General features: G+C 50.2%; 23 protein-coding genes. 3 read left to right on the forward strand and 20 right to left on the reverse strand.

What is annotated here, in order from left to right; genetic code table 11:
* Nucleotides 1–25 precede the first annotated feature (25 nt).
* From QW71_RS14445 to QW71_RS40475, 5 genes are all read right to left on the reverse strand, one after another.
* Nucleotides 26–247, reverse strand: a complete 222-nt coding sequence (locus tag QW71_RS14445) for a hypothetical protein (RefSeq protein ID WP_144026006.1) — start codon at nucleotides 245–247, stop codon at nucleotides 26–28.
* Between the two features lie 80 nt (nucleotides 248–327).
* Complete coding sequence (locus tag QW71_RS14450; RefSeq protein WP_039299211.1) at nucleotides 328–513, reverse strand: hypothetical protein; 186 nt, start codon at nucleotides 511–513, stop codon at nucleotides 328–330.
* Nucleotides 514–566: 53 nt separating this feature from the next.
* Nucleotides 567–791, reverse strand: coding sequence for a hypothetical protein (locus QW71_RS14455; protein WP_305954185.1), 225 nt, complete (start codon nucleotides 789–791; stop codon nucleotides 567–569).
* A 104-nt stretch (nucleotides 792–895) separates the two neighbouring features.
* Complete coding sequence (locus QW71_RS14460; RefSeq protein ID WP_039299217.1) at nucleotides 896–1,258, reverse strand: hypothetical protein; 363 nt, start codon at nucleotides 1,256–1,258, stop codon at nucleotides 896–898.
* Nucleotides 1,259–1,273: 15 nt separating this feature from the next.
* Nucleotides 1,274–1,450, reverse strand: coding sequence for a hypothetical protein (locus QW71_RS40475; RefSeq protein ID WP_160311807.1), 177 nt, complete (start codon nucleotides 1,448–1,450; stop codon nucleotides 1,274–1,276).
* Between the two features lie 600 nt (nucleotides 1,451–2,050).
* Here QW71_RS40475 and QW71_RS42205 point away from each other — a divergent pair.
* Nucleotides 2,051–2,308: a DNA-directed RNA polymerase subunit alpha C-terminal domain-containing protein gene (locus QW71_RS42205; protein WP_373604768.1), complete on the forward strand. Its 258-nt coding sequence runs from the start codon at nucleotides 2,051–2,053 to the stop codon at nucleotides 2,306–2,308.
* Nucleotides 2,309–2,843: 535 nt separating this feature from the next.
* Nucleotides 2,844–3,188, forward strand: a complete 345-nt coding sequence (locus QW71_RS14465; RefSeq protein WP_039299219.1) for a hypothetical protein — start codon at nucleotides 2,844–2,846, stop codon at nucleotides 3,186–3,188.
* 322 nt (nucleotides 3,189–3,510) lie between these two features.
* Here QW71_RS14465 and QW71_RS14470 read toward each other — a convergent pair whose 3' ends face one another.
* The 15 genes from QW71_RS14470 to mutS all read right to left on the reverse strand — a co-directional run bounded on the left by QW71_RS14470 (nucleotide 3,511) and on the right by mutS (nucleotide 22,885).
* Complete coding sequence (locus QW71_RS14470; RefSeq protein ID WP_039299222.1) at nucleotides 3,511–4,014, reverse strand: hypothetical protein; 504 nt, start codon at nucleotides 4,012–4,014, stop codon at nucleotides 3,511–3,513.
* Between the two features lie 385 nt (nucleotides 4,015–4,399).
* Nucleotides 4,400–5,728 (reverse strand): type I glutamate--ammonia ligase, encoded by a 1,329-nt coding sequence (glnA, locus tag QW71_RS14475; protein ID WP_039299225.1) that lies wholly within the window; start codon nucleotides 5,726–5,728, stop codon nucleotides 4,400–4,402.
* Nucleotides 5,729–5,757: 29 nt separating this feature from the next.
* The gene (locus QW71_RS14480) at nucleotides 5,758–6,168 is read right to left on the reverse strand and encodes a MerR family transcriptional regulator (RefSeq protein ID WP_019910684.1); all 411 of its coding nucleotides are present in this window, start codon (nucleotides 6,166–6,168) and stop codon (nucleotides 5,758–5,760) included.
* Between the two features lie 277 nt (nucleotides 6,169–6,445).
* Nucleotides 6,446–6,982 (reverse strand): ATP-binding protein, encoded by a 537-nt coding sequence (locus QW71_RS14485; RefSeq protein WP_039299236.1) that lies wholly within the window; start codon nucleotides 6,980–6,982, stop codon nucleotides 6,446–6,448.
* A gap of 349 nt (nucleotides 6,983–7,331) precedes the next feature.
* Nucleotides 7,332–8,585 carry a methionine gamma-lyase family protein gene (locus QW71_RS14490; protein WP_039299239.1) on the reverse strand — a complete coding sequence of 418 codons (1,254 nt, stop codon included), beginning with the start codon at nucleotides 8,583–8,585 and terminating at the stop codon, nucleotides 7,332–7,334.
* A 188-nt stretch (nucleotides 8,586–8,773) separates the two neighbouring features.
* Nucleotides 8,774–10,063, reverse strand: a complete 1,290-nt coding sequence (gene hflX, locus QW71_RS14495) for a GTPase HflX (protein ID WP_039299242.1) — start codon at nucleotides 10,061–10,063, stop codon at nucleotides 8,774–8,776.
* A 35-nt stretch (nucleotides 10,064–10,098) separates the two neighbouring features.
* Nucleotides 10,099–11,070, reverse strand: coding sequence for an AAA family ATPase (locus QW71_RS14500; RefSeq protein WP_039299245.1), 972 nt, complete (start codon nucleotides 11,068–11,070; stop codon nucleotides 10,099–10,101).
* 90 nt (nucleotides 11,071–11,160) lie between these two features.
* Entirely contained in the window at nucleotides 11,161–11,817 is a 657-nt protein-coding gene (locus QW71_RS14505) for a YdcF family protein (protein ID WP_039299249.1), read from the reverse strand.
* Nucleotides 11,818–11,819: 2 nt separating this feature from the next.
* A complete protein-coding gene (locus tag QW71_RS14510) occupies nucleotides 11,820–12,374 on the reverse strand; it encodes a DUF402 domain-containing protein (RefSeq protein WP_039299253.1) in 555 nt (184 codons plus the stop codon).
* A gap of 137 nt (nucleotides 12,375–12,511) precedes the next feature.
* The gene (locus QW71_RS14515) at nucleotides 12,512–15,172 is read right to left on the reverse strand and encodes a PBP1A family penicillin-binding protein (protein WP_039299255.1); all 2,661 of its coding nucleotides are present in this window, start codon (nucleotides 15,170–15,172) and stop codon (nucleotides 12,512–12,514) included.
* Nucleotides 15,173–15,311: 139 nt separating this feature from the next.
* Nucleotides 15,312–15,551: an RNA chaperone Hfq gene (hfq, locus tag QW71_RS14520; protein WP_039299258.1), complete on the reverse strand. Its 240-nt coding sequence runs from the start codon at nucleotides 15,549–15,551 to the stop codon at nucleotides 15,312–15,314.
* Between the two features lie 584 nt (nucleotides 15,552–16,135).
* Complete coding sequence (miaA, locus tag QW71_RS14525) at nucleotides 16,136–17,092, reverse strand: tRNA (adenosine(37)-N6)-dimethylallyltransferase MiaA (RefSeq protein WP_039299260.1); 957 nt, start codon at nucleotides 17,090–17,092, stop codon at nucleotides 16,136–16,138.
* Nucleotides 17,076–17,861, reverse strand: coding sequence for a class I SAM-dependent methyltransferase (locus tag QW71_RS14530; RefSeq protein ID WP_039299263.1), 786 nt, complete (start codon nucleotides 17,859–17,861; stop codon nucleotides 17,076–17,078). Before QW71_RS14530 ends, miaA begins: the two co-directional genes overlap by 17 nt.
* Nucleotides 17,862–17,903: 42 nt before the next feature.
* Nucleotides 17,904–20,036, reverse strand: coding sequence for a DNA mismatch repair endonuclease MutL (gene mutL, locus QW71_RS14535; RefSeq protein WP_039299265.1), 2,133 nt, complete (start codon nucleotides 20,034–20,036; stop codon nucleotides 17,904–17,906).
* Nucleotides 20,037–20,143: 107 nt separating this feature from the next.
* The gene (gene mutS / locus QW71_RS14540) at nucleotides 20,144–22,885 is read right to left on the reverse strand and encodes a DNA mismatch repair protein MutS (RefSeq protein WP_039299267.1); all 2,742 of its coding nucleotides are present in this window, start codon (nucleotides 22,883–22,885) and stop codon (nucleotides 20,144–20,146) included.
* 214 nt (nucleotides 22,886–23,099) lie between these two features.
* Between mutS and QW71_RS38020 the strand changes: the two genes are divergently transcribed.
* Nucleotides 23,100–23,612, forward strand: coding sequence for a hypothetical protein (locus tag QW71_RS38020; RefSeq protein ID WP_052770035.1), 513 nt, complete (start codon nucleotides 23,100–23,102; stop codon nucleotides 23,610–23,612).
* The last annotated feature ends 551 nt before the right edge of the window (nucleotides 23,613–24,163 follow it).

Raw genomic sequence — 24,163 nt, forward strand, 5'->3', positions numbered from 1 at the left:
TGGATTCATATCCTTTGCCTACTGACTACAACACGCTGCGCAACAACCGGATAGCAATAGTGTTTAAACGAATCGCTTCACGGATGGATGCTCTGGCAGCCAGCAATTCTCTTCTGGCACGTGAACCGCTTGGAAATCTGCGCAGGTTCTCATTAATTTCCTCAAGTCTTTCCAGCAGGATTGCTCTTTGTGCGAGCAGTGCATTAATTGCTCTGCGGATTCTGTTTCGTTCTCTTTGCGTCATCATTACACCTCTTTTACGTTTTATAGTATAAGAAATGCAAAGATTGGCTTCGGAGACTGTGTGATTTGGCAGTAATATTATAATTAGCTTTCTTTGACCTTGATGGAGATTATATTTACAGGATTAAGATACTTGCCTCCTGCCGGAATCCAGCCTGTCAAACCACCGGATGTCAGATAGGTCCTAGCTTCTGCCGCCGATTCAAACACAGATTCTAGCTCTTCAATTTGACCATTCACATACTGAAGCTCAAAAATAACTTTACTCACTTGCGACCACCTCCTCAGCTACTAATTCGTTACCCCGAAGCGTTTACCTGCTTTTACTTCTTGGGCAGCCTTACCCGGAACTCAAATTCGTCACGTCTATAGGTCATTCCGGCCAGCAATACATACTCCGGCGTCCATTTCTGTACAGGTCCGGCGTAATCAGCTATAACATGCGGTTTACCCTCGATTAGCTGAACGACATAGACCTTCACCTGGGCAAGTGCCGCCGCGAATATATCAGCATCACTTGAAAGAACTTTATACGCAGTATTCAACATCTTTCCTCCTTAGTGCACACGCAAGAATGATAAGGATTCATAGAGCAAACAAATCAGTTCAATTATACCGGGTTCTGGAACAAAATGCATACCCTATTTAGAGTTTAGAGCTTGATGAAAATGATTTTAAACAGCCCAAGGTATTTGCGCTTTGCCTTAATATCACCGATAAATGTCTTACCGTCTTGAATGTCAGGTATGCTGAATGTGGAGAACAGAATGTAATTTTCCCGGATTGTAAACGATTCGACCATAGGCTGAGCGACCAGACTGGTAATTCCTCCAGCTAGCTCTACACCCAGTGTTTCCTCCAGATGATTCACAGCGTATTCTCCAAAGTCCTCTTTACCCGGATTCATGACTGCTAGTAAAACTAGTACTACTACTATAATTAGAAAAGACAGTTTTGCCGCTGTTTTCTTGCGGACTCTGCGTTCAGGCTGCGGTGCATTATATCGCGGGTTCATGCTTATTCCCTCCAGCTACAATATTTCTTGAATCGCGAACACTAACGGACTCACAATAAACCTGCAGATTATAACCAGCACATCAACCGGCCCGCTTATCCCCACATCCATTCCGCTCCAGTCCGGACTACCTGCTACCGGCGAATCCAGCCCGTATTGCTCTATAATCCGTTCCCTGGTTTCAGTTGACATGCCAGTCCCTTCTGCAGCTCCAGCCTGAGAACAAATTAGCGTTAAGAATAGGATCATTGCAATGATACTTACATATTTATTTCTCATTTCATACCCCTATGTATCTTATTTATTAAAAAGGAAATACCGACACCGCAACGATCAGTATCAGCTATAACAGCAGTAGATCCCAAACCGAAACCCTCTAAACATATGCTTCACTACAGCCCTCCCTTAGTCATAAAAGTAATTTCCAACGTAAGCACCTTCAAAAGGTTCCTGTAGTGTATATATGATCTAGTATATAGGACATGGTACATTATGTAAAATAAACAAAAACCAGCAAACATCACCCTATCGGTCACAAAAAAGCTTTTAACAATGTCCTTATTTAATAATCTTTCGGTACATTTAAAATGCAGGCTTATAAATCCCCATTTAGCCCGGCGAGTCGGTTTATGTTTAATTTCTATTAAATATCCATTATCCTAAATAATAATTTTGAATTTTATATGTATTTTGTAAAAAAGAATTGAAATATTTTCTCATATATTTATAATAATTACCAGATATATGAAGGGAGACATCACGAGTTTGTCCACTAGAGATACTCTTCCCCTCATGTCTTACATTGAAATTGACCGCAGATTATATCCACGACCTATTCACACCTTAAGACAGAGATCGACCAGAAACCCTAAAAGCATTTCTCGTATTCTTAATTCGTTATATGAGAGCAATTACATCACCGTGGGTGATTTGATGGAAGCTTCATTGGCTGAATTGCGTTGCTTAAGGAATTTTGGCGTCACGGGGCAAATGATTGTCGTCGAGTTGTTAGAGGCCCATACCAAACAGTTGTCTGAGACATCCCGCTAAGGACCTTTTTAAAGGTTCTTTTTTATTATCTTTTTTCTCCAGCTTAATCCGAGCTATTCCCGCAACAATTAATCCTATGATCATTAGCACGATGCCTTTTCTATTTTTTAAATGAAGCTCTTAAGTTATTTTCATTTTCACGCTGCTTATGATAGGGTCTCGCTGCTTTCGAATAATTTTCATTCCGCTTCATTGCATTACTTCCTAATCAAAGTCGAGCAGCTTCCTGATAACAGCCATCTTACATATTTAATTGAAGCAAGAAAAGCAAACAGAATCCCTCCATCAGTTCAATGGCGGAAAGTGGCCCTTCGGCCAGAAGATGAGGCTCATTGGATGGGAGGTTATAAAGCTCCGATCATTTAGTCCTAGGCAATTACAACCATTTTAATACATTTATTATTTTTCGACTCATTTATATACATTATTACATAATACCTTATTTCAAATCATCCTTACTACTCATATACATTATTATCCATTAGGGGTATTGTTTTTATGTAACTAAATTCTTTTTTGGGAGGTTTATCTATTTATGAAAAGGAAATTGCTTGTTGGACTTTTAACCATTGCCGCATGTTTTACGGTAGGATCGACATCATTTGCTGCTGAAGCTCCATCTTCTACTCTTAGCTCTTCAACTTCAATTTCTCCAAACGCTGTAATAAAACCAATTGACGAGACTCAGGCTATTGTTAGAATGCAAGTAGGCGAAACTATATGGTTGACTGGCTATAATTTTTGGTATATTAATTATGACGGATCTATTGAAATAATACCGGCTGAAGGAAAGTTTACTGCCTTACATCCAGGAACCAGTACTGTCGCAGCTGACTTTGGGAATGGTATTACATTTTATTATATTATCTTAGTAAACTAAGTCTTAACGATGCGCAAGAAATGATAATTCTGTTATCCAAACCGACAAATTTATTAATTCAAAAGATAACCCGTCAGACATAAGCCCGGCGGGTTATTACGTATGCTCTGAATTCAATAAACCCACGGTATTTTGAATAATTCTTATACATGAATGAACCATCCGCCTTCCAGCTCCCCTCTATTTTTAATAGTATGTAATAAAAAGACGCCCAAATCGCTCCAAGGCCAAACTCAAAACACCCTTTAAGCAGTTTAATGTGATAAACAAATTTTTAATAGAAATGCACCTCAAAAAATTTCGAGGTGCATCCTTGTTAGATTTAAAAACTAATGTTGTAATGAGCAAAATTCAGATGATACTGTGTCATTGCAGTGAAGTTAGGATTGTCTACGACCACATATATTGTTGCTCCAGGCGGAAGCAAAACATTACTAAACGATTGCGCTTCAGCAGTTCCTGCCTTTCCTGTGTAAAGTGGGCCCAGTTCAGCGAGACCATTATTGTAATTAATAATTATACCCGCTCTTGTAGGACCGTTACCACTAAATCCTCCCACATGAACACCAATTCTTTTGAGATTTGTTGTTGTATTTGTCCACTTAAACCAATCTTGATCGGTAGCACTTTGGATGAACAGATCATATATCGCACCACCGTATTCATTCGGTGTAATGGTAAGCGCATTCTCTCTACTATCACCAATTCCAACAACGTAAGGAGTGATTTCGGCCGCTGAAATGTTTCCTTCAGCAAATGCGGAAGCCGATGGGATCATTACTACAGCTGAGATAAGAAGAACAGAAAGAAACTTTTTAATTTTCACAATTCTTCCGCCTTTCCAACTATTGTTAACCGGCCGATTACACTTAAATAATACATCTTTACCTTTTGTTAATACATAGTCCATAAGTTGTCAATTTTTATATTATTCTACCGATACTTTATGTCTGTTGTTGTTGAAGTATGAATAAAACCCTCCCTTCCTGTCATGTGGATATTTACATGCACATTAATGTAGGGACAAAGCCTCGTTATTTAAAGAAGAGCATAAAAAGTTTCAAAGATAAGACCTCAATTTCCATCCTTTTATACTGGTCGCGAAGAGTAGATCAATATGGTGAGCTTTATATGCACTGAGCAGGAAAAGTCCCCTGGCCTATAAACACAAAAAGGCCCCCGGCGCTTAAAGCGCCAAGGGCTGCTATATCCTAGTAAAGCGTCATGTACTGATCTCTTTCCCATTCGTGAACCTGGGTGCGGTAGATATCCCATTCAATTTCTTTAAGTTCGTAGAAGTGGGCCAGCGCATGTTCACCCAGAGCTTCAGTAATAACATGGCTGCGGATCATTTCGTTCAGGGCTTCCTTCAGATCGGACGGCAAGCTTGGGATGCCTTCTTCAATCCGCTCTTCCTCAGACATCACATAGATGTTACGGTCGATTGGAGCCGGAAGATCAAGCTGGCGTTTGATTCCATCCAGACCTGCCTTCAACATTACAGCAAGTGCAAGGTAAGGGTTAGCTGCCGGGTCCGGGTTACGGACTTCAACGCGTGTGCTGAGCCCTCTGGAAGCCGGAATACGGATCATCGGGCTGCGGTTACTCGCAGACCAGGCCACGTAGCAAGGAGCTTCATAACCAGGCACCAGACGTTTGTATGAGTTGACAGTCGGGTTAGTGATGGCAGCAAAAGCACGTGCGTGCTTCAGAATCCCTGCCATGTAATAACGGGCTGTTTTGCTCAGACCCAGTGTGTCACTCTCGTCATAGAACATGTTCTCGTTGCCTTTGAACAAGGATTGGTGTGCGTGCATACCGGATCCGTTCATGCCAAATAGCGGCTTAGGCATAAAAGTAGCATGCAGGCCGTGCTGACGGGCTACCGTCTTCACGACAAGCTTGAAGGTTTGAATCTGGTCCGCTGCCTTGATAGCATCGGCGTATTTGAAGTCAATTTCATGCTGGCCGGAAGCCACTTCATGGTGGGAGGCCTCCACTTCAAAGCCCATTTCTTCAAGCGTCAATACGATTTCGCGGCGGCAGTTCTCCCCAAGATCCATCGGCGCCAAATCGAAATATCCGCCCTGATCGTTCAGTTCAGTGGTCGGGTTACCCTTCTCATCTGTTCTGAACAGGAAGAATTCAGGTTCAGGTCCAACGTTCATAGCAGTGAAGCCCATTTCTTCAGCTTCGAGCAGACAACGTTTGAGGATACCGCGCGGATCTCCGGCAAACGGTGTTCCGTCTGGCATATACACATCACAAATCAGTCGTGCAACACGACTATCCGTCACCCAAGGGAAAATCACCCAAGTGCTAAGGTCCGGATACAGGTACATATCGGATTCTTCGATCCGGACATAACCTTCGATGGAGGAACCGTCGAACATCATTTTGTTGTCGAGTGCCTTTTCCAGCTGACTTACGGGAATTTCCACATTTTTGATTGTTCCGAGCAGATCGGTAAATTGCAGGCGAATAAACCGGACGTTCTCGTCCTTGGCAATACGCAGAATATCCTCTTTAGAAAAGCTCACTTTACCCTCTCCCTTTCAAAATCTCTATGTTATTTATTAAAAAACCGGGATAGCTCGCCTTGGATTAGAGACACTTGTCCCGGTCTTTTACCGGAAACCAGTTCCTGCTTAAGCAGACGGTGAAGCTGTGAATCGGATAACTCTCTACGCCGAACCTCTGTATCAGGGGTAATGACTGTAGCTTCTTCGGATTCCTTCGAGACAGGATTCATCACCTGCTTAATGCCGGCAATATTAACACCCTTCTCAATCAATGCCTTGATCTCTAGCAGACGTTCAACATCATTAAAGGAGAACAAACGCTGGTTGCCGGATGTGCGCGCGGGTACGATCAGACTGTGCTGTTCATAATAACGAATTTGTCTGGCAGATAGATCGGTTAACTTCATTACGATTCCTATAGGGAATAATGCCATATTTCTGCGGATTTCATCACCCATGACTCATCCAACCTTCCAATGATCTTTTTCTCATCTCATTGTACATTTCCTTATATGGCGTGTCAATGGTATGTGAGTTTTTCTCACAAGATTTCTTTAAGCCAATGAGAGATTAAGTGAACAAAGTGTCAGCTACATGGGACCTGGCTTCCCGCAGTATATCACATAGATCAATCCTCAAGCAAAAGTACCGTACTGCAAAACAGTTTCGCCCAAACGCGTATAATGCACAACTTCAACTTTTCTGGAACTCTTATTTAATAGAAAAAGTGACCGGCTAAGCTTTAATCACCAGCTCCCCTTCTCCCGCCGGAGTCTCAAATCCGCTCAAAAACCGGGTCAGAATCTCTTCCGTGATTGGAAAAGCCGCATTAGCATCAAAACGCCCGCTCCGGATGAGAAGCCTTTGACGCAAATCGTCCGGATGGACTTTTAAATGTATCAGCGCCCACTCGCCTCCAAGATGCTCAATCAGTTGCTTATATTCAGCCCGCTTCTGCCGCTGCCAAAAGCTGAAATCAATAACAACATGACGGTTCGACTGAATTAGCTTCACCAGCTCCCCCCGCAGCTTGTTTTCCGACTGTTCCTTAAAGGATTCATAAGCCTGCTCCGGATAATCTATACCAAAACGGCCATGTGTACTCCAAATATCCTCATCGATCGAGAGCCGGACGAACCCCGCTTTCTCCAGCTTCAGCGCAAAGGTTGTTTTCCCCGAGCCAGCCACACCGCACATCATCACTACAACGGGAGCTTCGCTCACATTTTTTTGTTGTGTAAAATATTCTATCGCTGCCGCTTCATTCAGCATAGACTTCATCTCCTCTTCACTTTGAGCATATGGGAACGCTTCTCCTTAAACTGCGTAGATACAGTATAAAACTACTACGGGGTGACTTCTATGAACCAGAATAATCTCATTTGTAAAGCTTGCGGAAATAACACTTTTGCTGAAGGAAAACTGGAGGGCCACGCTAACGTAAGGCCTGTAAATAACTACTTCTCTTTTGGTTCGAAGCTTACATTAACAATTTGCAAAAGATGCGGTGAAGTGGCTTCAATGAAAGTAGATAAATTCGAGAAATTCTAATTCAGTCTTCCAATGCAAATAACCGGACAGCCATCTGCTGAGTGTCCGGTTATTGCACGTTCTCAATTAATTAAAGTAAATTGCGCTCTCTCATACTTTGCAGGGCCATTAGTACCCCGTACTTTACATGAGAATAAGTTAATCCGCCCTGCATATACCCGATGTACGGTGCCCGGATTGGCGCATCCGCTGATAACTCCAGACTGCCGCCCTGAATGAACGTCCCTGCCGCCATAATGACCGGATGCTCATAACCAGGCATATCCCATGGCTCGGGAACAACGTGGCTGTCTACTGCCGCTGCACGCTGAATTCCCTGAACGAAAGCAATCAGATGCTCAGGTCCGTCGAAAGCTACCGCCTGGATCAGATCCGTCCGCGGCTCATCCCAGGCCGGCTTGGTCGTAAACCCGCAGCGCTGGAATACAGCGGAAGCGAAAATACTGCCCTCCACAGCCTGCCCTACGGTATGCGGAGCCATGAAGAGCCCCTGATACAGTCCACGCGTCGTCCCCAGCATGGCACCGACCTCTCCGCCTATCCCGGGAGCAGTCAAGCGGTATGCGGCCAATTCCACCAGATCTGCCCGGCCGCAGATATACCCGCCTGTCTCGGCAATTCCGCCGCCAGGATTCTTAATCAATGAACCGGCAACGAGGTCAGCACCAACCTGAGGGGGTTCCAGAGTCTCGGTGAACTCTCCGTAGCAGTTGTCTACGAATACAATTACATCAGGTTTTAGTGTTTTTACCTTCGCTACCATCTCACCGATCTCAGCAACAGTGAAGGAAGAACGCCAATCATAACCTCGGGAACGCTGGATTCCTATGACCTTAGTTTTATCGTTTACCGCAATAGCAACCTCGTCCCAGTCAATTTTACCGTCAGCCGTCAGTGCAGTCTCGCGGTAGCCGATGCCAAAGTCAGCCAGAGAGCCTGTCCCGTCACCGGGCTTGCCAACTACCTTATGCAGTGTATCGTAGGGGCGTCCTGTAATGTATAGAAGCTCGTCTCCGGGACGAAGCACACCAAAGAGCGCCGTAGATATCGTATGAGTGCCAGAAGCGAAATGCGGGCGTACGAGCGCCGCCTCCGCGCCGAATACTTCGGCATAGACCAGATCCAGTACCTCACGCCCCCGGTCATTGTAGGCATATCCCGTAGACCCGGCAAAATGAAAATCACTGACATGCTGGCGCTGGAAGGCTTCAATGACCTTCCACTGATTATGATCTACAATTTTATCCAGCCGTTTAACGGCAACTTCAATTTCAAGCTCCGCAGCTTCCGCTGCCTGTAATAGATCCTCTGCAAATACTGCCATTTCCCCTCAATCTCTCCTTACCCTACTTTTACTTGTCAAAGCTGAACACATCTACGCGATTCCAAGAGGAACGGTGTCCGTTTCAGCGAGAAACCCCGCACAGCAGCGCCTGCCCCGAATGATACGAAGCAGAACTGAGGCTGTGCGGGGACTTGTAATGCCTGTACCTATACCAAGCCGGCATGCACTTATTGCGGTTCGATAAACTCAGCAAGCTTGTAGCTCCATTTATCGTAGTCCTCTTTATTCAGACGAACATTATAGAGTACGTCATTCCCGTCATAATTCTGCTCAAGTACTTCTCCAACCCGGTAGAGCAGTGATGACAGGTCTCCCCGGTCCCCGGGAATCCGGAAGATCAGGGTGTCCCCGGCCAGTTCATCGCTGATTATCTCCGTAATCCGGGTCAGGTCATCCTGATTAAAAGCACTGATCTTCAGGAATCCCGGACCTGTAGGAAGCATTTCCAGCTGCTCCGGCTGGCACAGATCGGTTTTGTTGAACAAGACGATCTGCGGCTTTCCTGCGGCTCCCAGATCCTGCAGAATCGACTGGACAACATCCATCTGCTCTTCACGCATCGGCGAAGAGGAATCAACGACATGCAGCACCAGATTCGCTTCATTCACTTCCTCCAGTGTAGCCCGGAAAGAGGCTACCAGATCATGCGGCAGGTTCTGAATGAACCCTACAGTATCTGTAAGGACAACTTCTTTACCCCCAGGTAGCTGGAGCACGCGTGAAGTCGGGTCGAGGGTCGCAAACAGCTGGTTCTCAATATAGACATCCGCATCTGTAAGCTGCTTCAGCAGCGTGGATTTGCCGGCGTTGGTATAGCCAACAAGTGCCACCTGTACAGCGCCGCTCTTACGGCGGCGTTCACGGTGCAGCTCACGCGTCTTGACGACCTCATCAAGCTGGCGTTTCAGCTCGGTAATCCGGTCGCGGATATGGCGGCGGTCGGTCTCCAGCTTGCTCTCCCCTGGTCCTCTCGTACCAATCCCGCCGCCGAGCCGCGACAGATTCTTGCCGTGTCCGGACAGTCGCGGAAGCAGATAGGAGAGCTGCGCCAGCTCTACCTGAATGATGCCTTCCCGGGTTTTTGCCCGGCCGGCAAAAATATCAAGGATCAGCTGGGTCCGGTCAATAATCTTCAGATCCAGAGACTCCTCCAGATTCCGCACCTGTGCTCCGGACAGCTCCTGGTCGAAGATCGCCGTATTGGCACCCAGTCCGTCAGCGGCCATCCGCAGCTCTTCTACCTTTCCCTTACCGATGAACCATTTGGAATCCGGGGTTTCCTTGTTCTGCCGGATGACATCGAGCACCTCCACCCCGGCCGTTTCAGCCAGCTGGACCAGCTCCTGGAGTGAAAGCTCGGGATCAATGCCCGTGCGTTTGATTTTGTCAGTGACCAGACTGACGAGTATTGCCCGGTCCTGAACATCTGTTTGGGTATCATGTGTGGTGATTGCCATTAATTAAGTGCTCCTTATCTGTATGCATTCATGTCTTACAATTTGAAATCCTCCGTCCGCAGTGTCATCAGCTCCTGCTTGCCGGGACTTGTGCTTTCATACTGATTCAGCAGCCGTACCGCCTGCGAGCGCACCGCCTTCTCAATACTGTTGCGCACATACCTTGCGTTGCTGAAGGCATGCAGACTTTCTGTTTTTTCAAGCAGTAAAGCCTGCTTAAGTTTGAGTATGGCCTGCGGCATCAGAATATAATCGCGTTCTTTGGCCATTAGCTCGGCAATCTGCAGCAGCTGGTCAATCGTATAGTCAGGAAATTCCACCTGAATCGGAAACCGTGAGGGCAGACCGGGGTTGCTCATCAGAAAATAGTCGATTTCCCCGGAATAACCGGCCAGAATCAGCACAAATTGGCTCCGGTGATCCTCCATGGATTTCACCAGTGTGTCGATGGCTTCCTTGCCGAAATCCTTATCTCCCCCGCGGGCCAGACTATAGGCCTCATCGATAAAAAGAATGCCGCCCAGCGCCTTTTTCACCAGATCCCGCGTCTTCTGGGCAGTGTGCCCGATGTATTCGCCCACAAGATCGGCCCGTTCCACTTCAATGAGATGGCCTTTGCTGAGCACACCCATCCGCTGGAACAGCTTCGCAACAATCCGTGCTACGGTCGTTTTGCCTGTGCCGGGATTTCCCTTGAAGACCATATGATAGGCCTGGCCCCCGCTGGCGAGTCCGGCTTCACTGCGCATCTGCGCTACCTGCAGCAGGGCATATATCTCAAAAACTAGCTCTTTGATATTATCCAGACCTACTAACGCGTCCAGTTCCCGGCTGAGTTCCTGGAACAGTCCGCTGTGGCTGTGATTTTTGGAGGGGGCCGGTCCGCTGGCACTGTCTGTGGGTGAGCTGGCCACCGGCGCCGGATCCTGATTCCTCAGCACAATATTGATCTGCCGTGACGGTCTTCCTTCATCCCGTCCACTTGCCGCCGCTACATGTCCGTTCACCTTGTTCACCTCATTATACAGGGCTGACTTGCTCTAAACAGTCTATTCCGGTACAGGGGGTGTTATTAGCAGTTTCCGAAATTAGCAGATTTATAAAGATAACTGCTGCATTTTCCATTTGGTATAGGCGAGAATTTCGCGTGTCTTGTACTTGAACATCGACATGACCTTAGACTCCGTAACCCCAAGCTCCGGGTTCTTGAACTTAAGCTCACGTGCAATCTCCAGCGCACGGCGGCCATGGAAATCATGCGTAATGATAACTGCAGAAGACAAGCCCTCCTGCTGCATGACAGCCTTACTGAACAGAAGATTCTCATAGGTGCTGGTAGACTGATTCTCCAGATAGATCACATCCTCCGGCACATCATGTGCCGCCAGATACCTCTTCATTCCTTCGGCTTCAGTATACTTGTAATCGGGGTGATCCAGACCTCCGGAAACCACAAAATGGGTGAATACTCCTGAACGATAGAGCTCAAGCGCATAATCCAGCCGCTCCTTCAGACCCGGACTGGGTTCATCCCCCCACATCGACATTCCCAGAATTACACCTGCATCCGCTTTCACCATAGGCGCGGTTGTTTCTGCACTGTTAATTCTGCTAAATGCCACAGCGCACCAGATCAGTCCGGCAACGATGAGCAGAATCAGTGCAGCCCACAACATGCGCTTCATACGGTAGTGGCGCTTCCGGGTGACTCTGCGAATGGGAGATGAACCTCTTTGATAGACATACCATTCCATTATTATTTCCTCCTGAACTCTCCGTGATGAAACAATTCGGCACGGTGCTTCAGTGAAAGGGAGAAATAAGGGAAGGCATGAGCATCGATACTGCGCAGTATCGTATTCGCTGTAGACCAGGCTAAATTATAGTCACTGTCAGTTATATCGTCCCGTTCCAGCGCTTCCTCCAGCTCATCCTCATCCAGCAAGAACACTTCACCGTTCCACAGCACCACAACATCCAGGTACAAATCATCAAACCAGGGAACCCCTTGGTCTGTTACTCCCTGAACCTTGCAGGTGTCGATATACCATTGTACAATATTCTGCCGTTCGTCAAACATGGCCGTCACAATATAGTGGCTGTCTTTGGGAAAATACTGTAGCCATGAATACCCTTTGTCCGCAATGCGGTATGTATGCCTGCCATAGCTCTTCCACAACGGCTCCTTCAGCCCGTAAATGGTATACAGTGTAATGTAACCGCTGAATTCCCGGGTTTCCACATAGCGGCAGGCAAAATGGCGGCGCGTAATCCGGCGCCAGTTGGCCCGGTCTCCGAATTTACGTTTCATATGAATAACCCTCTCAGATAATGGTGCCTTCAGCTTAACACATTTCGCTTAGACACTCAAAATATCACTGTGATCCCAGTCACCAGAAAACCCCCGGGGGTCAAATGGTTCCATGGATTTTATTAAACCGCTGCTACCTACTGCGTAGTATTAACGCCTTCTACAAAACCGGCATTCGGATCGCTGCCCGGATCTGTAGCAGGATCCGTTACAGGTTCGCCAGTAGTACCGGTTGCTTCCGGAGCCGGCGTAGGCAGCGGTGTGCTTTGCACGGGCGGCGGTGTTATTTCAGGCTGAGGTGTTACTGTTCCGCCGTTATTGCCGCTGCCTCCATTGCCATTGCCGTTGCCATTGCCGTTGCCGTTGCCGTTACCATTTCCGTTTCCGTTTCCGTTACCATTACCATTTCCGTTGTTGCCGGAGCCGTCATCACCCGGAATACCGCCGTTTTCCCCGTTACCGGAGTTGCCGCCGTTGCCAGTGTCATCCGTAGGCAGGTTCGGATCGAGTGTTGGTTCAGGTTCCGGCGTTTGCAGTTCATCCTGCACGGACACCGTTACGATATCCGAAGGCTCACTTTCCACATCAAGCTCCGGATAATAAGCTGTTACATAATATTCATAAGACAGTCCCGGCATCGCACTTATATCCCCGACACTGCCAGTGCTCGTGTTAAGGAGCTGAGTAAAATCTGCTTCTGAGGTTTCCCGGCGGTAAATGCGGTAGTCCACCCCTGCAGCTTCAACCGGATTCCAGCTCAGGTTGACCGTCATGGTCGAGGCATCATAAGCCGCCTGCAGACCGGTTACAACCGGAGTCGCCTCAGGTGTCGGTGTAGCTTCAACCTCTGCCGAGCCTTTGGGAACCGGGAACGATTTGGCAGGAACGCCTTCCAGCGCTTCCTCCATGACCTTGCCCCAGAATGCTGCCGCGAGCGGACTGCTGTTCTTGAGCAGATGTTTCTTGCTCGGCTTGTCATAGCCCATCCAGACGGCTGCTGTCCATTCCGGTGTATAGCCGACGAACCAGACATCGCGGTTAGAGCTGATTCCTTCGTAGCCGCTCTGGGTGGTTCCTGTCTTACCGGCTACCGGACGGTTAATTCTGGCTTTTTTACCCGTGCCATCCTGTACGACCTTCTGCATCATCTCAGTCATCTGATAAGCCGTATCCTCGCTCATCACCCGTTCAGCGGTGGTATTGGCCTTATAGACCGTCTTGTCATCGCTGTCGGCAATCGACTTAATGGAGTAGGCATCCCGCAGCTCTCCGCCATTGGCAAATGCGCTGTAGGCCTGGGCCATCTCCAGTGTATTCGTCCCTTCACTCATCCCGCCGAGGGCAAGCGACAGGTTCTTGTCTTCATCCTTCAGATTGATGCCAAGCTTCTTGGCGAACTGGAAGCCGGTGTTCACACCGATCTCATTCAGCAGCCATACCGCCGGAATATTCTCTGATTTCGTTAAGGCATCCGCCATGCTGATCGTTGTCGAATAGCCATGCAGATTGTTCGGGCAATATTTGCCGAAGCACTGCTTCTCATTGCTCAGCCTCGAATCATTCGTGAATTTGCCGGATTCCAGCGCCGGTGCGTAGGCAACCAGCGGTTTGAACGCTGAACCGGGAGAACGCCGGCTGCCGTCAACGCGGCTGTAGCCTTTTTTCTCATAATTGCGTCCGCCCATCAGCGCCACAATACTGCCGTTCTCCTGGTTGATGATCGTCATCGAACCCTGCACCAGCTCATCGTCCACGCTTTTCTCGAAATTATCACTGTCGGCAAAAGCATCCTCAATGGTCTCCTGGGCATGCTTATCCATCGTTGTATAAATCTTATAACCGCCGATATTCAGATCATCTTCGGTAAGCCCGAATTTATCCTCAGCCTCGTCGATAGCATAATCAATGAATGCCTGGTAACGCTGCTTGCTGCTCTCAGGCGGCGTATAGTTATAGTCAACAGCCTTAGCCTCATCCATCTGTTCCTTTGTGATCGCCTTCTGATCATACATAAGCTGGAGCACAACCGCGCGGCGTTCCTTGGACAGCTCCGGATTACGCAGCGGATTATAGCGGGAAGGCCCCTTCGGCATCGCAGCCAGTGTAGCGATTTGCCACAGCTCCAGCTGGTTCAAATTACTCTCACCGAAATAACGGATAGAGGCGGCCTTGATGCCGTAAATGGTTCCCCCGAAAGGTATCCGGTTCAAATACATCGTGATAATTTCTTCTTTGGTATGCTTATTCTCCAGCGCAACAGCAATCGAAACCTCTGTCGCTTTGCGGAAGAAGGTCTTATCCCGGGTCAGGAAGATATTCTTCGCAAGCTGCTGGGTGATGGTGCTTCCGCCTTCAACCATGCTGCGTGCCGCAATATCCTTCACCGCCGCCCGTCCGATGGACCAGAAATCCACACCTTTGTGATCGAAAAACCTTTTATCCTCGGTAGCTACAAAAGCGGTGATCAGCATCTCGGGAAGATCCTCGTATTCCACCGGATCACTTTTCTCCAGGGCGAGCTCTCCGATCAGATTCGCATTCCGGTCAAAAATCTGCGTCGGCGGATTCACGGTCAATTTACCCTGGTTCTCCTCCAGCAGCTTCTGCCCGTTCAGCATAATGAACAAATAGCCGCCCAGCGCACAAAAAATCGCCAGTGCCGTTGCAAAAAACAAACTCCACAATACACGTTTCTTGGTTAGAAATTTTTTCTTTTTCTTTGGTTTCCCTTTGGAATTCGGCGTGCTGCTACCTCTGTTTCTATTGCCGCCATTCCTGGTTAGTTGGTCTCTGGACATTTTGCCTCCTGACTCCCTTAGCGGAAAAATCATGAATTATGGTCACGAATGAAAAGAACAACCTTCGCAGGTTGCTCTCTCGCACTCTCTATTCAAACGATTGATAAACAAAAAGGTTTCGCTTCAAGGCTGTAAAATCTTAAATCTCGTTATTATTGTCCTGCATCAGCGATACGCTGCGCTGTGGTGTAAACGTGGAAATCGCATGCTTGTACACCATCTGCTGGCGCCCGTCGCTGTCGATGACAATCGTAAAGTTGTCGAAGGCTTTGATAATTCCCCGGATTTGGAAACCGTTGGTCAAATATACTGTAGCAGGGATATTCTCTTTGCGCAGCTGGTTCAAGAACGTATCTTGGATGTTAATGGACTTGTTCATATGACGTACCCCCAATGGTTCAATTAGATTGTTCGTAAGTATATTCAACACCTTAGAGAAACTTTCCTGCTATTATACCATGTATTCTGCAAGCACAGCAATGTAATAAAACAGGCTGATATGGTATGTGAAACGTTAACACATGGATGAAATCAGCTCATTTATAAAACCCTTTGAAAGTTAATAAAAGATAAACCCTGATTTTTCAGTTGTTTTTTCTCCCAATCCCCTTTAGTTGAAATGGTTATATTTATAGTTCCCTCCACTACATATTAAATCTTCGGAGCCCTTCCGGTCAATCTCAATACCTCCAGCATCTGCTGTAGCCCCGCTTCAACAGGTTTATCCGGCACAACAATATCCTCTAATTCAGCAGTGACGCGGGAAGCTTCCGCATAGTCACTCTGGGCAGTTCTCTGTTCATGCTTTTAACATTTGGGTCCCCCGGTTATCTGTACATTCGGCAAAAAGAGGCATGGAGCAGGATGTAAAAAGATGCTTCCGGTAAAGCGCGAATACGCTTTGGAAGCATCTTACATGTTCGTGCAGCAACGAATGGATTTTATGGGGTATAACCTCAAGGGTTATATTGAATTTGCAAAGGTTTGCGCAATTTTATGCTGAATTATTGCGAAAATCTCATTATAGTCCAGACTCTCCTCCACGTCGATCCACTGAATTTCCTTCATGTGGCGAAACCAGGATAACTGTCTTTTGGCGAAACGGCGGGTATCGCGCTTCAGCAGGACCACAGCTTCCTCAAGCGTTGTCTCTCCCTCCAGATAGGCGGCAATCTCTTTGTAGCCCAGTCCCTGCATAGATACAAGGCTTCTGCTGTAGCCGCGCTCAAGCAGTCCCTGAACTTCAGCGACGAGTCCTTCCGCCAGCATCTGATCAATCCGTTCTTCAATACGTTTATATAGTTTTTTACGGTCCATAGTCAGCCCTATAAGGCATAACTCATAAGGGGATTCCTTCTTTTGCCCTGAAAGAGAGTCGGAAAGCGGAATGTTAGTCTGATGATAGATTTCCAGCGCGCGGATAATTCTTCTCCGGTCATTGGGATGCAGCCGCTCCGCACTGGCCGGATCTACCGCCGCCAGCCGGGCATGCAGCGCTTCCGCCCCATGCTCTTCTGCATAAGCGTCCTGCTCGCTGCGGAAAGCCTCATCCGCCACCGCCTCGGAGAAGCGGAATCCGTAGCACAGGGACTCAATATACAGTCCCGTCCCGCCAACAATAAAAGGCAGCCTGCCCCTGCGGCTGATCTCTTCGATCAGCCGGGTGCCCTGCTCCTGGAATTCTGCGGTGGAATAGGCCTCAAGCGGATCATGAATATCAATCAGATGATGGGGAATCCCCTTCATCTCAGCTTCGGTGATCTTCGCCGTGCCGATATCCATACCACGGTAGACCTGCATGGAATCCCCGGATATGATCTCGGCACCGAAAGCTCCGGCCAGCTCCAGACTCAGCCTGGTCTTCCCTACGGCGGTCGGACCGAGCAGCACGAGTACCTTGCGTTTAGTCTCTGTTGTCAATGGTGATCACCCCGTACGATGTTTTGGCGCTTGCTCTCAGCAGCTCCGTGAAGCCCAGGCGGGTAAACTCCCCGCTGAGCGCCTTCTCTTTCAGCACAACGGTCTTGCGTGCAACTCTGACCGCCTCAGCCACGCTCTCCGCCGACAATGCGGCGGGATTAGCGAACTTACGCAGCGGTGAGATCGCCGCTGAATCCGTCAGCGGAACCCGGAACATGGGGTCGAAATAAACAATATCGACACTGTTGTCCGGCTGAGCCTTCAAATACTCCAGATGGTCACCCCGCTGGACATTGATGCGGCGCAAGGCTTCATTCACCTTAATCTGGCCTGAAACATATTGGCTCATCCCTTCCAGCAGCAGCGCATACAGCGGCAGGGAGCTCTCCAGCGCCGTAACCCGGGAATGCTCACCTCCGGTGACGGCAAACAGCAGCGAGTCTCCCCCGAGACCCGCCGTACAATCCAGCACACTGTCTCCGGGCAGCATGCCCGCTGCATCAATCAGGGGGTCTGATTCGCCTCTAATGATCCGTTTCGCACGGACAAACCCCATGCTGGGATGGAACTCCATAGGCGGCATTTCCGGCGTTATCAGCCGGACTGCCTCCTGCAGAACAACCAGAACCTGTTCGTCCCCGTAGTGATCCACAAGCTTCGCCATGGATAACTTGGCACGGGGCGCATAGAGACAGCCGGTGCGCTCAGCCAGAGTCCGGGCCCGGTTTACAATTTCCGGTATCGGGTTAAAGCCCGTGGTTATAATCATGTTGCCTCCGATCTTGCTCTCTTCAAATGTACAGTGCTGCCACTACATCACGCGCTTAAACAGCTTCTCCAGATCATAGGAAGAAAAGGAGACGACTATCGGCCGTCCATGCGGGCAGGTATAAGGCTGGCGGCAGGCTGCAAGCCGGGAGAGCAGCGATTCCACTTCCAGCTCTGTGAGCTTCTGGTTAGCCTTGATCGAGGCTTTGCAGGAGCAGAGAATAGAGGATTTCTCGCGCAGCTTGGCGAGGTCAATCGACCGTTCGCTCAGCACCCACTCCGCCATCTCCTCGATGACCGCCTTCTCGTCACCTTCCGGGAACCAGTACGGCAAGGAACGGACCAGGAAAGTCTGTCCGCCGAAATGCTCAAGAAATACTCCCGCCTGCTGGAACCAGTGCAGCCGTTCGCTGAGCTGCCTGCTCTCCGAAGGCGTGAATTCCAGCGTGATCGGCAGCAGCAGCTCCTGCGATGCGTCTTCCGGCTTGCCGAATTTCTCATAGTAGAATTCATAATTCACCCGTTCATGCGCAGCGTGCTGGTCAATCAGATACAACCCGCTGTCATTCTGGGCGATAATATACGTTCCGTGATGCTGCCCGATATAATTCAGCTCGGGAAATTGCGGGAGTCCTGTGTCCTCGCTTCCGGCAGGAGCAACCGCAGGGGCGTATAACTCCTCTGCGGTTAGCATTTGTCCCCGGTCAGCCGCAGCAGCCTGCGGACGGTAGCTGTCGCGCGGACGGGATGACGGCTGTGCTGCAGTCCCGTTCCGGTAAGGTGCGGGCGGCATGATACCGCCGCCGTAAGCTGCAGCCGTCTCCCTGGTCTGAGACTGCGGCGGCAGAGAATTGCCGCCGCTTGGATAGCGCTGCGGAGCCCCGGCAGCGGCCCCACCGCCGAACAGCGGAGCACTGCTGCCGGTTAGCGGGGCTGCGCCGCCGGGAAACGGAGCTGCGCTGTTCCCGCCAGGGCGCGGCTGGCTGCTGCCTCCCTGCAGAGCATCAGCTTCAGCAGGCAGCCCTTGGATAGGACCGCGGCCAGCGGAAGCATCTGCAGGGTTAGCTGGCTCAGCACCTTGCTGCGGAGCTCCCGGAACCGCCCCTTTGGAAAAGGCGAACTGCTCCTGAATGAAGGAGCTGCTATTTTTGCCCCCGATAATTTCCTTGGTTGGACGTGGTATCAGGCTCTGTCCCATGAGCAGGCTGCGGATCTGCTGCTCCACGAATGCATACAGCTCGGTCTCCTTGCTGAAACGGACCTCCAGCTTAGCCGGATGCACGTTGACATCGACCAGTGACGGATGCATGTCGAGCTGCAGCACCAGCAGCGGATAACGGTTAATCGGCAGCAGCGTATGATACGCACGCATGATCGCGGCATTCAGTCCGTTGCTGCGGATATAGCGTCCTCCGACAATCGTCGTTACGGCATTACGGTTCGAACGCGTCCATTCCGGACGGCTGATATAACCGGAGATCTTATAATCCGGGTCCTCTGCTGCGACCGGCAGCATCGCCTTGGCGGCGGAGGTGCCGTACACGGCGGCAATAACCTGCAGCAGATCACCGTTGCCCAGCGTATGCAGCAGCTGATTGCTGTTATGCTGCAAGGTGAATGAGATATCCGGATGTGCCAGCGCCATACGGTACATCGCATCCGAAATATGGCCCAGCTCCGTCTGGATGCTCTTCATATACTTCAGCCGTGCCGGGGTATTATAGAACAATTCCCGTACGGTGAGATCACTTCCCCGGCCGGAAGGCGCATCCTCATTGCGGATCAGCTTCCCGCCCTCAATCTCCAGCAGCCGTCCCTTCCCGTCATCACCGCTGGCAGTCAGCAGGGTTAGCTTCGATACCGCCGCGATACTCGGCAGTGCTTCCCCCCGGAACCCGAGGCTGGTGATCAGGAACAGGTCACGGCCGTTGGCGATTTTGCTCGTTGCATGGCGGTAAAAGGCCGTCTCGCAATCCTCCGGCTCTATGCCGGAGCCATTATCCTTGACGCGGATGCTCTGCAGTCCGCCCTCTTCCACAGAAACTTCAATACGTGTGCTTCCCGCATCAATCGCGTTCTCCACAAGCTCTTTCACTACAGATGCAGGACGCTCCACTACCTCTCCGGCAGCAATCTGGTTGGCAATATGCTCGTCCAGCACATGAATCTTGGCCATTTTCGTTCACCCCGCGATTTATAAATAATGTAGCTGCAAACTCATAGTGCTGTCTGAATGAGCCCGCTAAAACCTTAATTAGCCCACTCGCTTATATACTCTCAGGCTTATAGCTCCCTGGCCTTCATCTTCAGCTCATTCAGCAGGCCCATCGCCTGCAGCGGCGTCATATTCATCAGATCCGCACCCTGTACAGCTGAGATCAGCTCTTTCAGGAGCGGATTTTCTTTGGCTGCCGGTGCTGCGACCCCGCCTTTGCGGTTCTTGCGCGGCTCGTCCTCACCAAAAATCGAAAGCTGCACAACCTCATTGTCCTCTTCCTCCGCAGGGGAAGCAAGTGAAACAGCTGCTTCCAGCTGAGCCGCAGCCATGGATGCTGCTGCCTGATTCTCCTGAATCACAGGTCCGGAACGGTCATTATAGCCCGTACCGTAGTTCAGCGGCACACTGCCCGGTGGAGACGCCTGTTCAATGCTCTGAAGCAGGCCGTAAGCGCGGTCGATGATGCCTTCCGGCAGTCCGGCCAGTCTCGCACAGTAAATTCCGTAGCTGCTGTCCGCCGCTCCCGGCACAAGCTTACGCAGAAAGTTGACCTTGTCCCCGCTCTCCTGCACCGCCATGGAATAGTTGCGGAGTCCGCCCAGACTCTGCTCCAGATGAGCCAGCTCATGGAAATGCGTCGATACCAGCGCCTTGCAGGCGATAGTATCATGCACGTATTCAATAACCGCCTGGGCGATAGCCATACCTTCACTGGTCGAGGTCCCACGGCCCAGCTCGTCAATGATGATCAGGCTGCGGGCCGTAGCCTTTTCGGTCATGACCTGAATATCGGCCATCTCAACCATGAAGGTGCTCTGGCCGCCGATCAGGTCATCCGCTGCTCCGATCCGCGTGAAGATACGGTCAATCAGCGGAACCTCGGCACTGGATGCCGGCACGAAGCAGCCGATCTGGGCCATGATGCAGATGAGCGCAACCTGGCGCATATACGTGCTTTTGCCTGCCATATTCGGTCCGGTAATCAGCAGGATATTGCCCTCATCCTTGCTGAGTGTGCTGCCGTTCGCAATAAAAGCGGAATCCTTCAGCACTGCCTCAACCACCGGATGGCGCCCGCCTTCGAGCCGCAGGTCATAGCTGTCGGACAGCTTCGGCTTCACGAAACGGTGCTCTGCACTAACCGCCGCAAGACATTGATACACATCAATCTCTGCCACCTTCTCGGCAAGCGCCTGCAGCCGGGGAACCTGGGCGCTAATCCGCTCACGCAGCTCGGTAAACAGACTGTACTCCAGGTCTGTCATTTTGTCCTGGGCCTCCAGGATCAGTGCTTCCTTCTCCTTCAGCTCCGGAGTAACATAACGCTCGGCATTGGCCAGCGTCTGTTTCCGTTCATATCTGCCTTCCGGAAGTGCAGACAGATTGGAGCGGGTAATTTCAATATAATAGCCGAAGATTTTGTTATAGCCGATCTTCAGGGATTTGATGCCTGTCGCCTGGCGTTCCTTCGCTTCCAGCTCGGCAATCCAGCGTTTGCCGCTGCTGCTGGCTTCACGCAGCTCGTCCAGCCGCTCATGATATCCGCCGCGGATAATTCCGCCGTCACGGACAGACACAGGAGCATCCTCAACAATGGCACGTTCGATATCCTCCCGGAGCTCTGCGCACTCATCCATGGACGTGCCGATCTCCCGCAGGGTGGCCGAACCGGATGTCAGGCACATCTCCTTCAGCGCCGGAATCTGCGCCAGCGACAGCTTCAGTGCGTTCATATCCCGACCGTTGGCGCTGCCGAAGGCAATCCGTCCGACGAGCCGCTCCAGATCATAGATTTCTTTCAGTGCTCCGCGCAAATCCTCGCGGACGATAAACTGGTTATACAAATAGTCAACAGCTTCGAGGCGGCGTTCAATCGGCGCACGCTGCAGCAGCGGCTTATCGATCCGGCGGCGCAGCAGACGCCCGCCCATCGAGGTTTCGGTGCGGTCGAGGAGCCAGAGCAGCGAGCCTTTTTTGGAGCGCTCCCTTACGGTTTCGGTCAGCTCCAGATTGCGCCGGGTGAACGGATCAAGAATCATATAATTTCCGGGCTCGTAGGGAGAAATCTGGGTGAGCTGCCCAAGTGACCGGCGCTGGGTCTCGCTGAAGTAGGAGATCAGCAGCGCCAGACAGCGGCCGCGTTCCTTCTCCAGCCGTACCCAGGCCGCTTCGCCGAACTGGCGGCGGGCCAGTCCTTCCTCCTGCTTGTCCCATGGTGTATAAACTACTGGCTTAGCCAGCAGGGAAGCTTCACTGCGCAGCAACTCCAAGAGCGCCGCGTCCCCGATAATCTCTGCCGGCTCATAGATGCCGATCTCATCCCGCAGCCATTCGGTGCTGGAGAGTACAGAGGTGACATACAGCTCACCTGTTGTTAAATCGCAGGCAGCCAGTGCTGTCATTCCATCTTCCTCAGTCACACAGACGAGGTAATTGTTGCTTTTGTCCGTTATAATTTTGCCGTCCATCACGGTGCCCGGTGTAACTACACGGACGATATCGCGGCGGACCATTCCTTTGGTCACCGCAGGATCATCGAGCTGCTCGCAGATAGCGACCTTGTAGCCTTTCTCGATCAGGCGCTGTATGTACCCCTCGGCAGCATGATGCGGCACTCCGCACATTGGAATCTTTTCGCCGACCCCGCCATCACGGCCTGTTAGTGTAATCTCAAGCTCCTTCGAGGCAAGCAAGGCATCCTCAAAGAACATTTCATAGAAATCGCCCAGACGAAAGAAAAGGAAAGCGTCTTTTGCCCCTTCCTTCACTTTTAAATACTGCTGAATCATCGGCGTATAGTTTGCCATCGTCTACCTCCATGCCTACTTCATACTGTTCTCTATTATAGCAGAAACTTCCCTCTCAAAGTTACCCGCAGCCTCTTCCGGTCTCCTGCTAAAACCTGGTGTGCAGATTTTCCGGCGGCTGGCAGCAGCTTTTCTCCCGAGAATAAAGCATTTTTTCTATAATATGACCTATGGAATCGGCTGTACACTCTCTCTTATGTAAGGAGGAACAATCGTGATACGCAAGCTCAATGAGGCTGTCCGCGTTCCGCTGATGACACTGCTGCACAAAGACCCTGCACTTCAATTGTTTATCGTCGGGGATGTGGAGAATTTCGGGTTCGAACGGGATTTCATGGAGCTGTGGGGGAGATGGATGAACCGGCCCGGACGGATCAAAGCGGTAATGCTGCGGTTCTATGGAAGTTTTTTGCCGTTTGCGGAGGGTTCTTTTGACGTGGAAGGGTTCGCGGAGCTGGTAAGAAAGAGCGGAAAAGCCGAAATGCTCTCGGGTTCATCACAGGTACTGCGGGAGTTCAGCCAAGTGCTGGAGTGCCAAGGTTTAGCCACAAAGGTGGTTGCCCGCTTATGCGCTGAGTACTGGAAGAGGGCAAGCCGGATGAATCTACAAAAAGCTGGGGTTCACCGATATCGGCACCTGGTCCATGTTGTACATATAGGAAACTGGAGCCCCCTCTTAGAGAAGGGTAGGCCCTCCTGTTTAAGAGGCCGCTATAAAGCGGAATGATAGTGGAGTTTATAAAGCCGTGATCCGGTGAATCCCCAAAATCCTGCACATTATACAACATTTCGCTCATCATTGCGGTCTCAATCCAAAATTGTTGTAGAAAAGGCAGTATTTCGCCTTCTCCATACAGCTTAGAGGGATAAATTCCTGTATTTCATACAACATTCCTTCCGCACAGACAGCTATTTGAGAATCAAAGTTGCATAATGTACAACATTTAAGTCTCACAGTGCTAACTAAATAAGTCTCCAAGCTACCGGCAACGCTTCAGGTGTGGATGTCACGTATTCTGCTGGGCCTGCAGCGATTGTCCGGTAATTGAGTAGACCGCTACTCACTAAAAGAAAACAGACAGCCGCTGTTATAAAGACAGCTTCTATTGAAAAGTATCTTCCGGTCTGGCCGGGCGCGCCCCGGAGACTGACGGGGCGCTGCCGCACCACAAGCCGCGGATATCACGCGACTCGTCCCAGGTCTGCTGCGCGGCTATAGAGCGCAGCAGCGGCTCTATGTAGCTGGCGGCGGTTGCGTAGCCGCCCAGCGCGCGAAGC

The sequence above is a fragment of the Paenibacillus sp. IHB B 3415 genome, assembly GCF_000802655.2.
Taxonomy (GTDB): Bacteria; Bacillota; Bacilli; order Paenibacillales; family Paenibacillaceae; genus Paenibacillus_AQ; species Paenibacillus_AQ phytohabitans.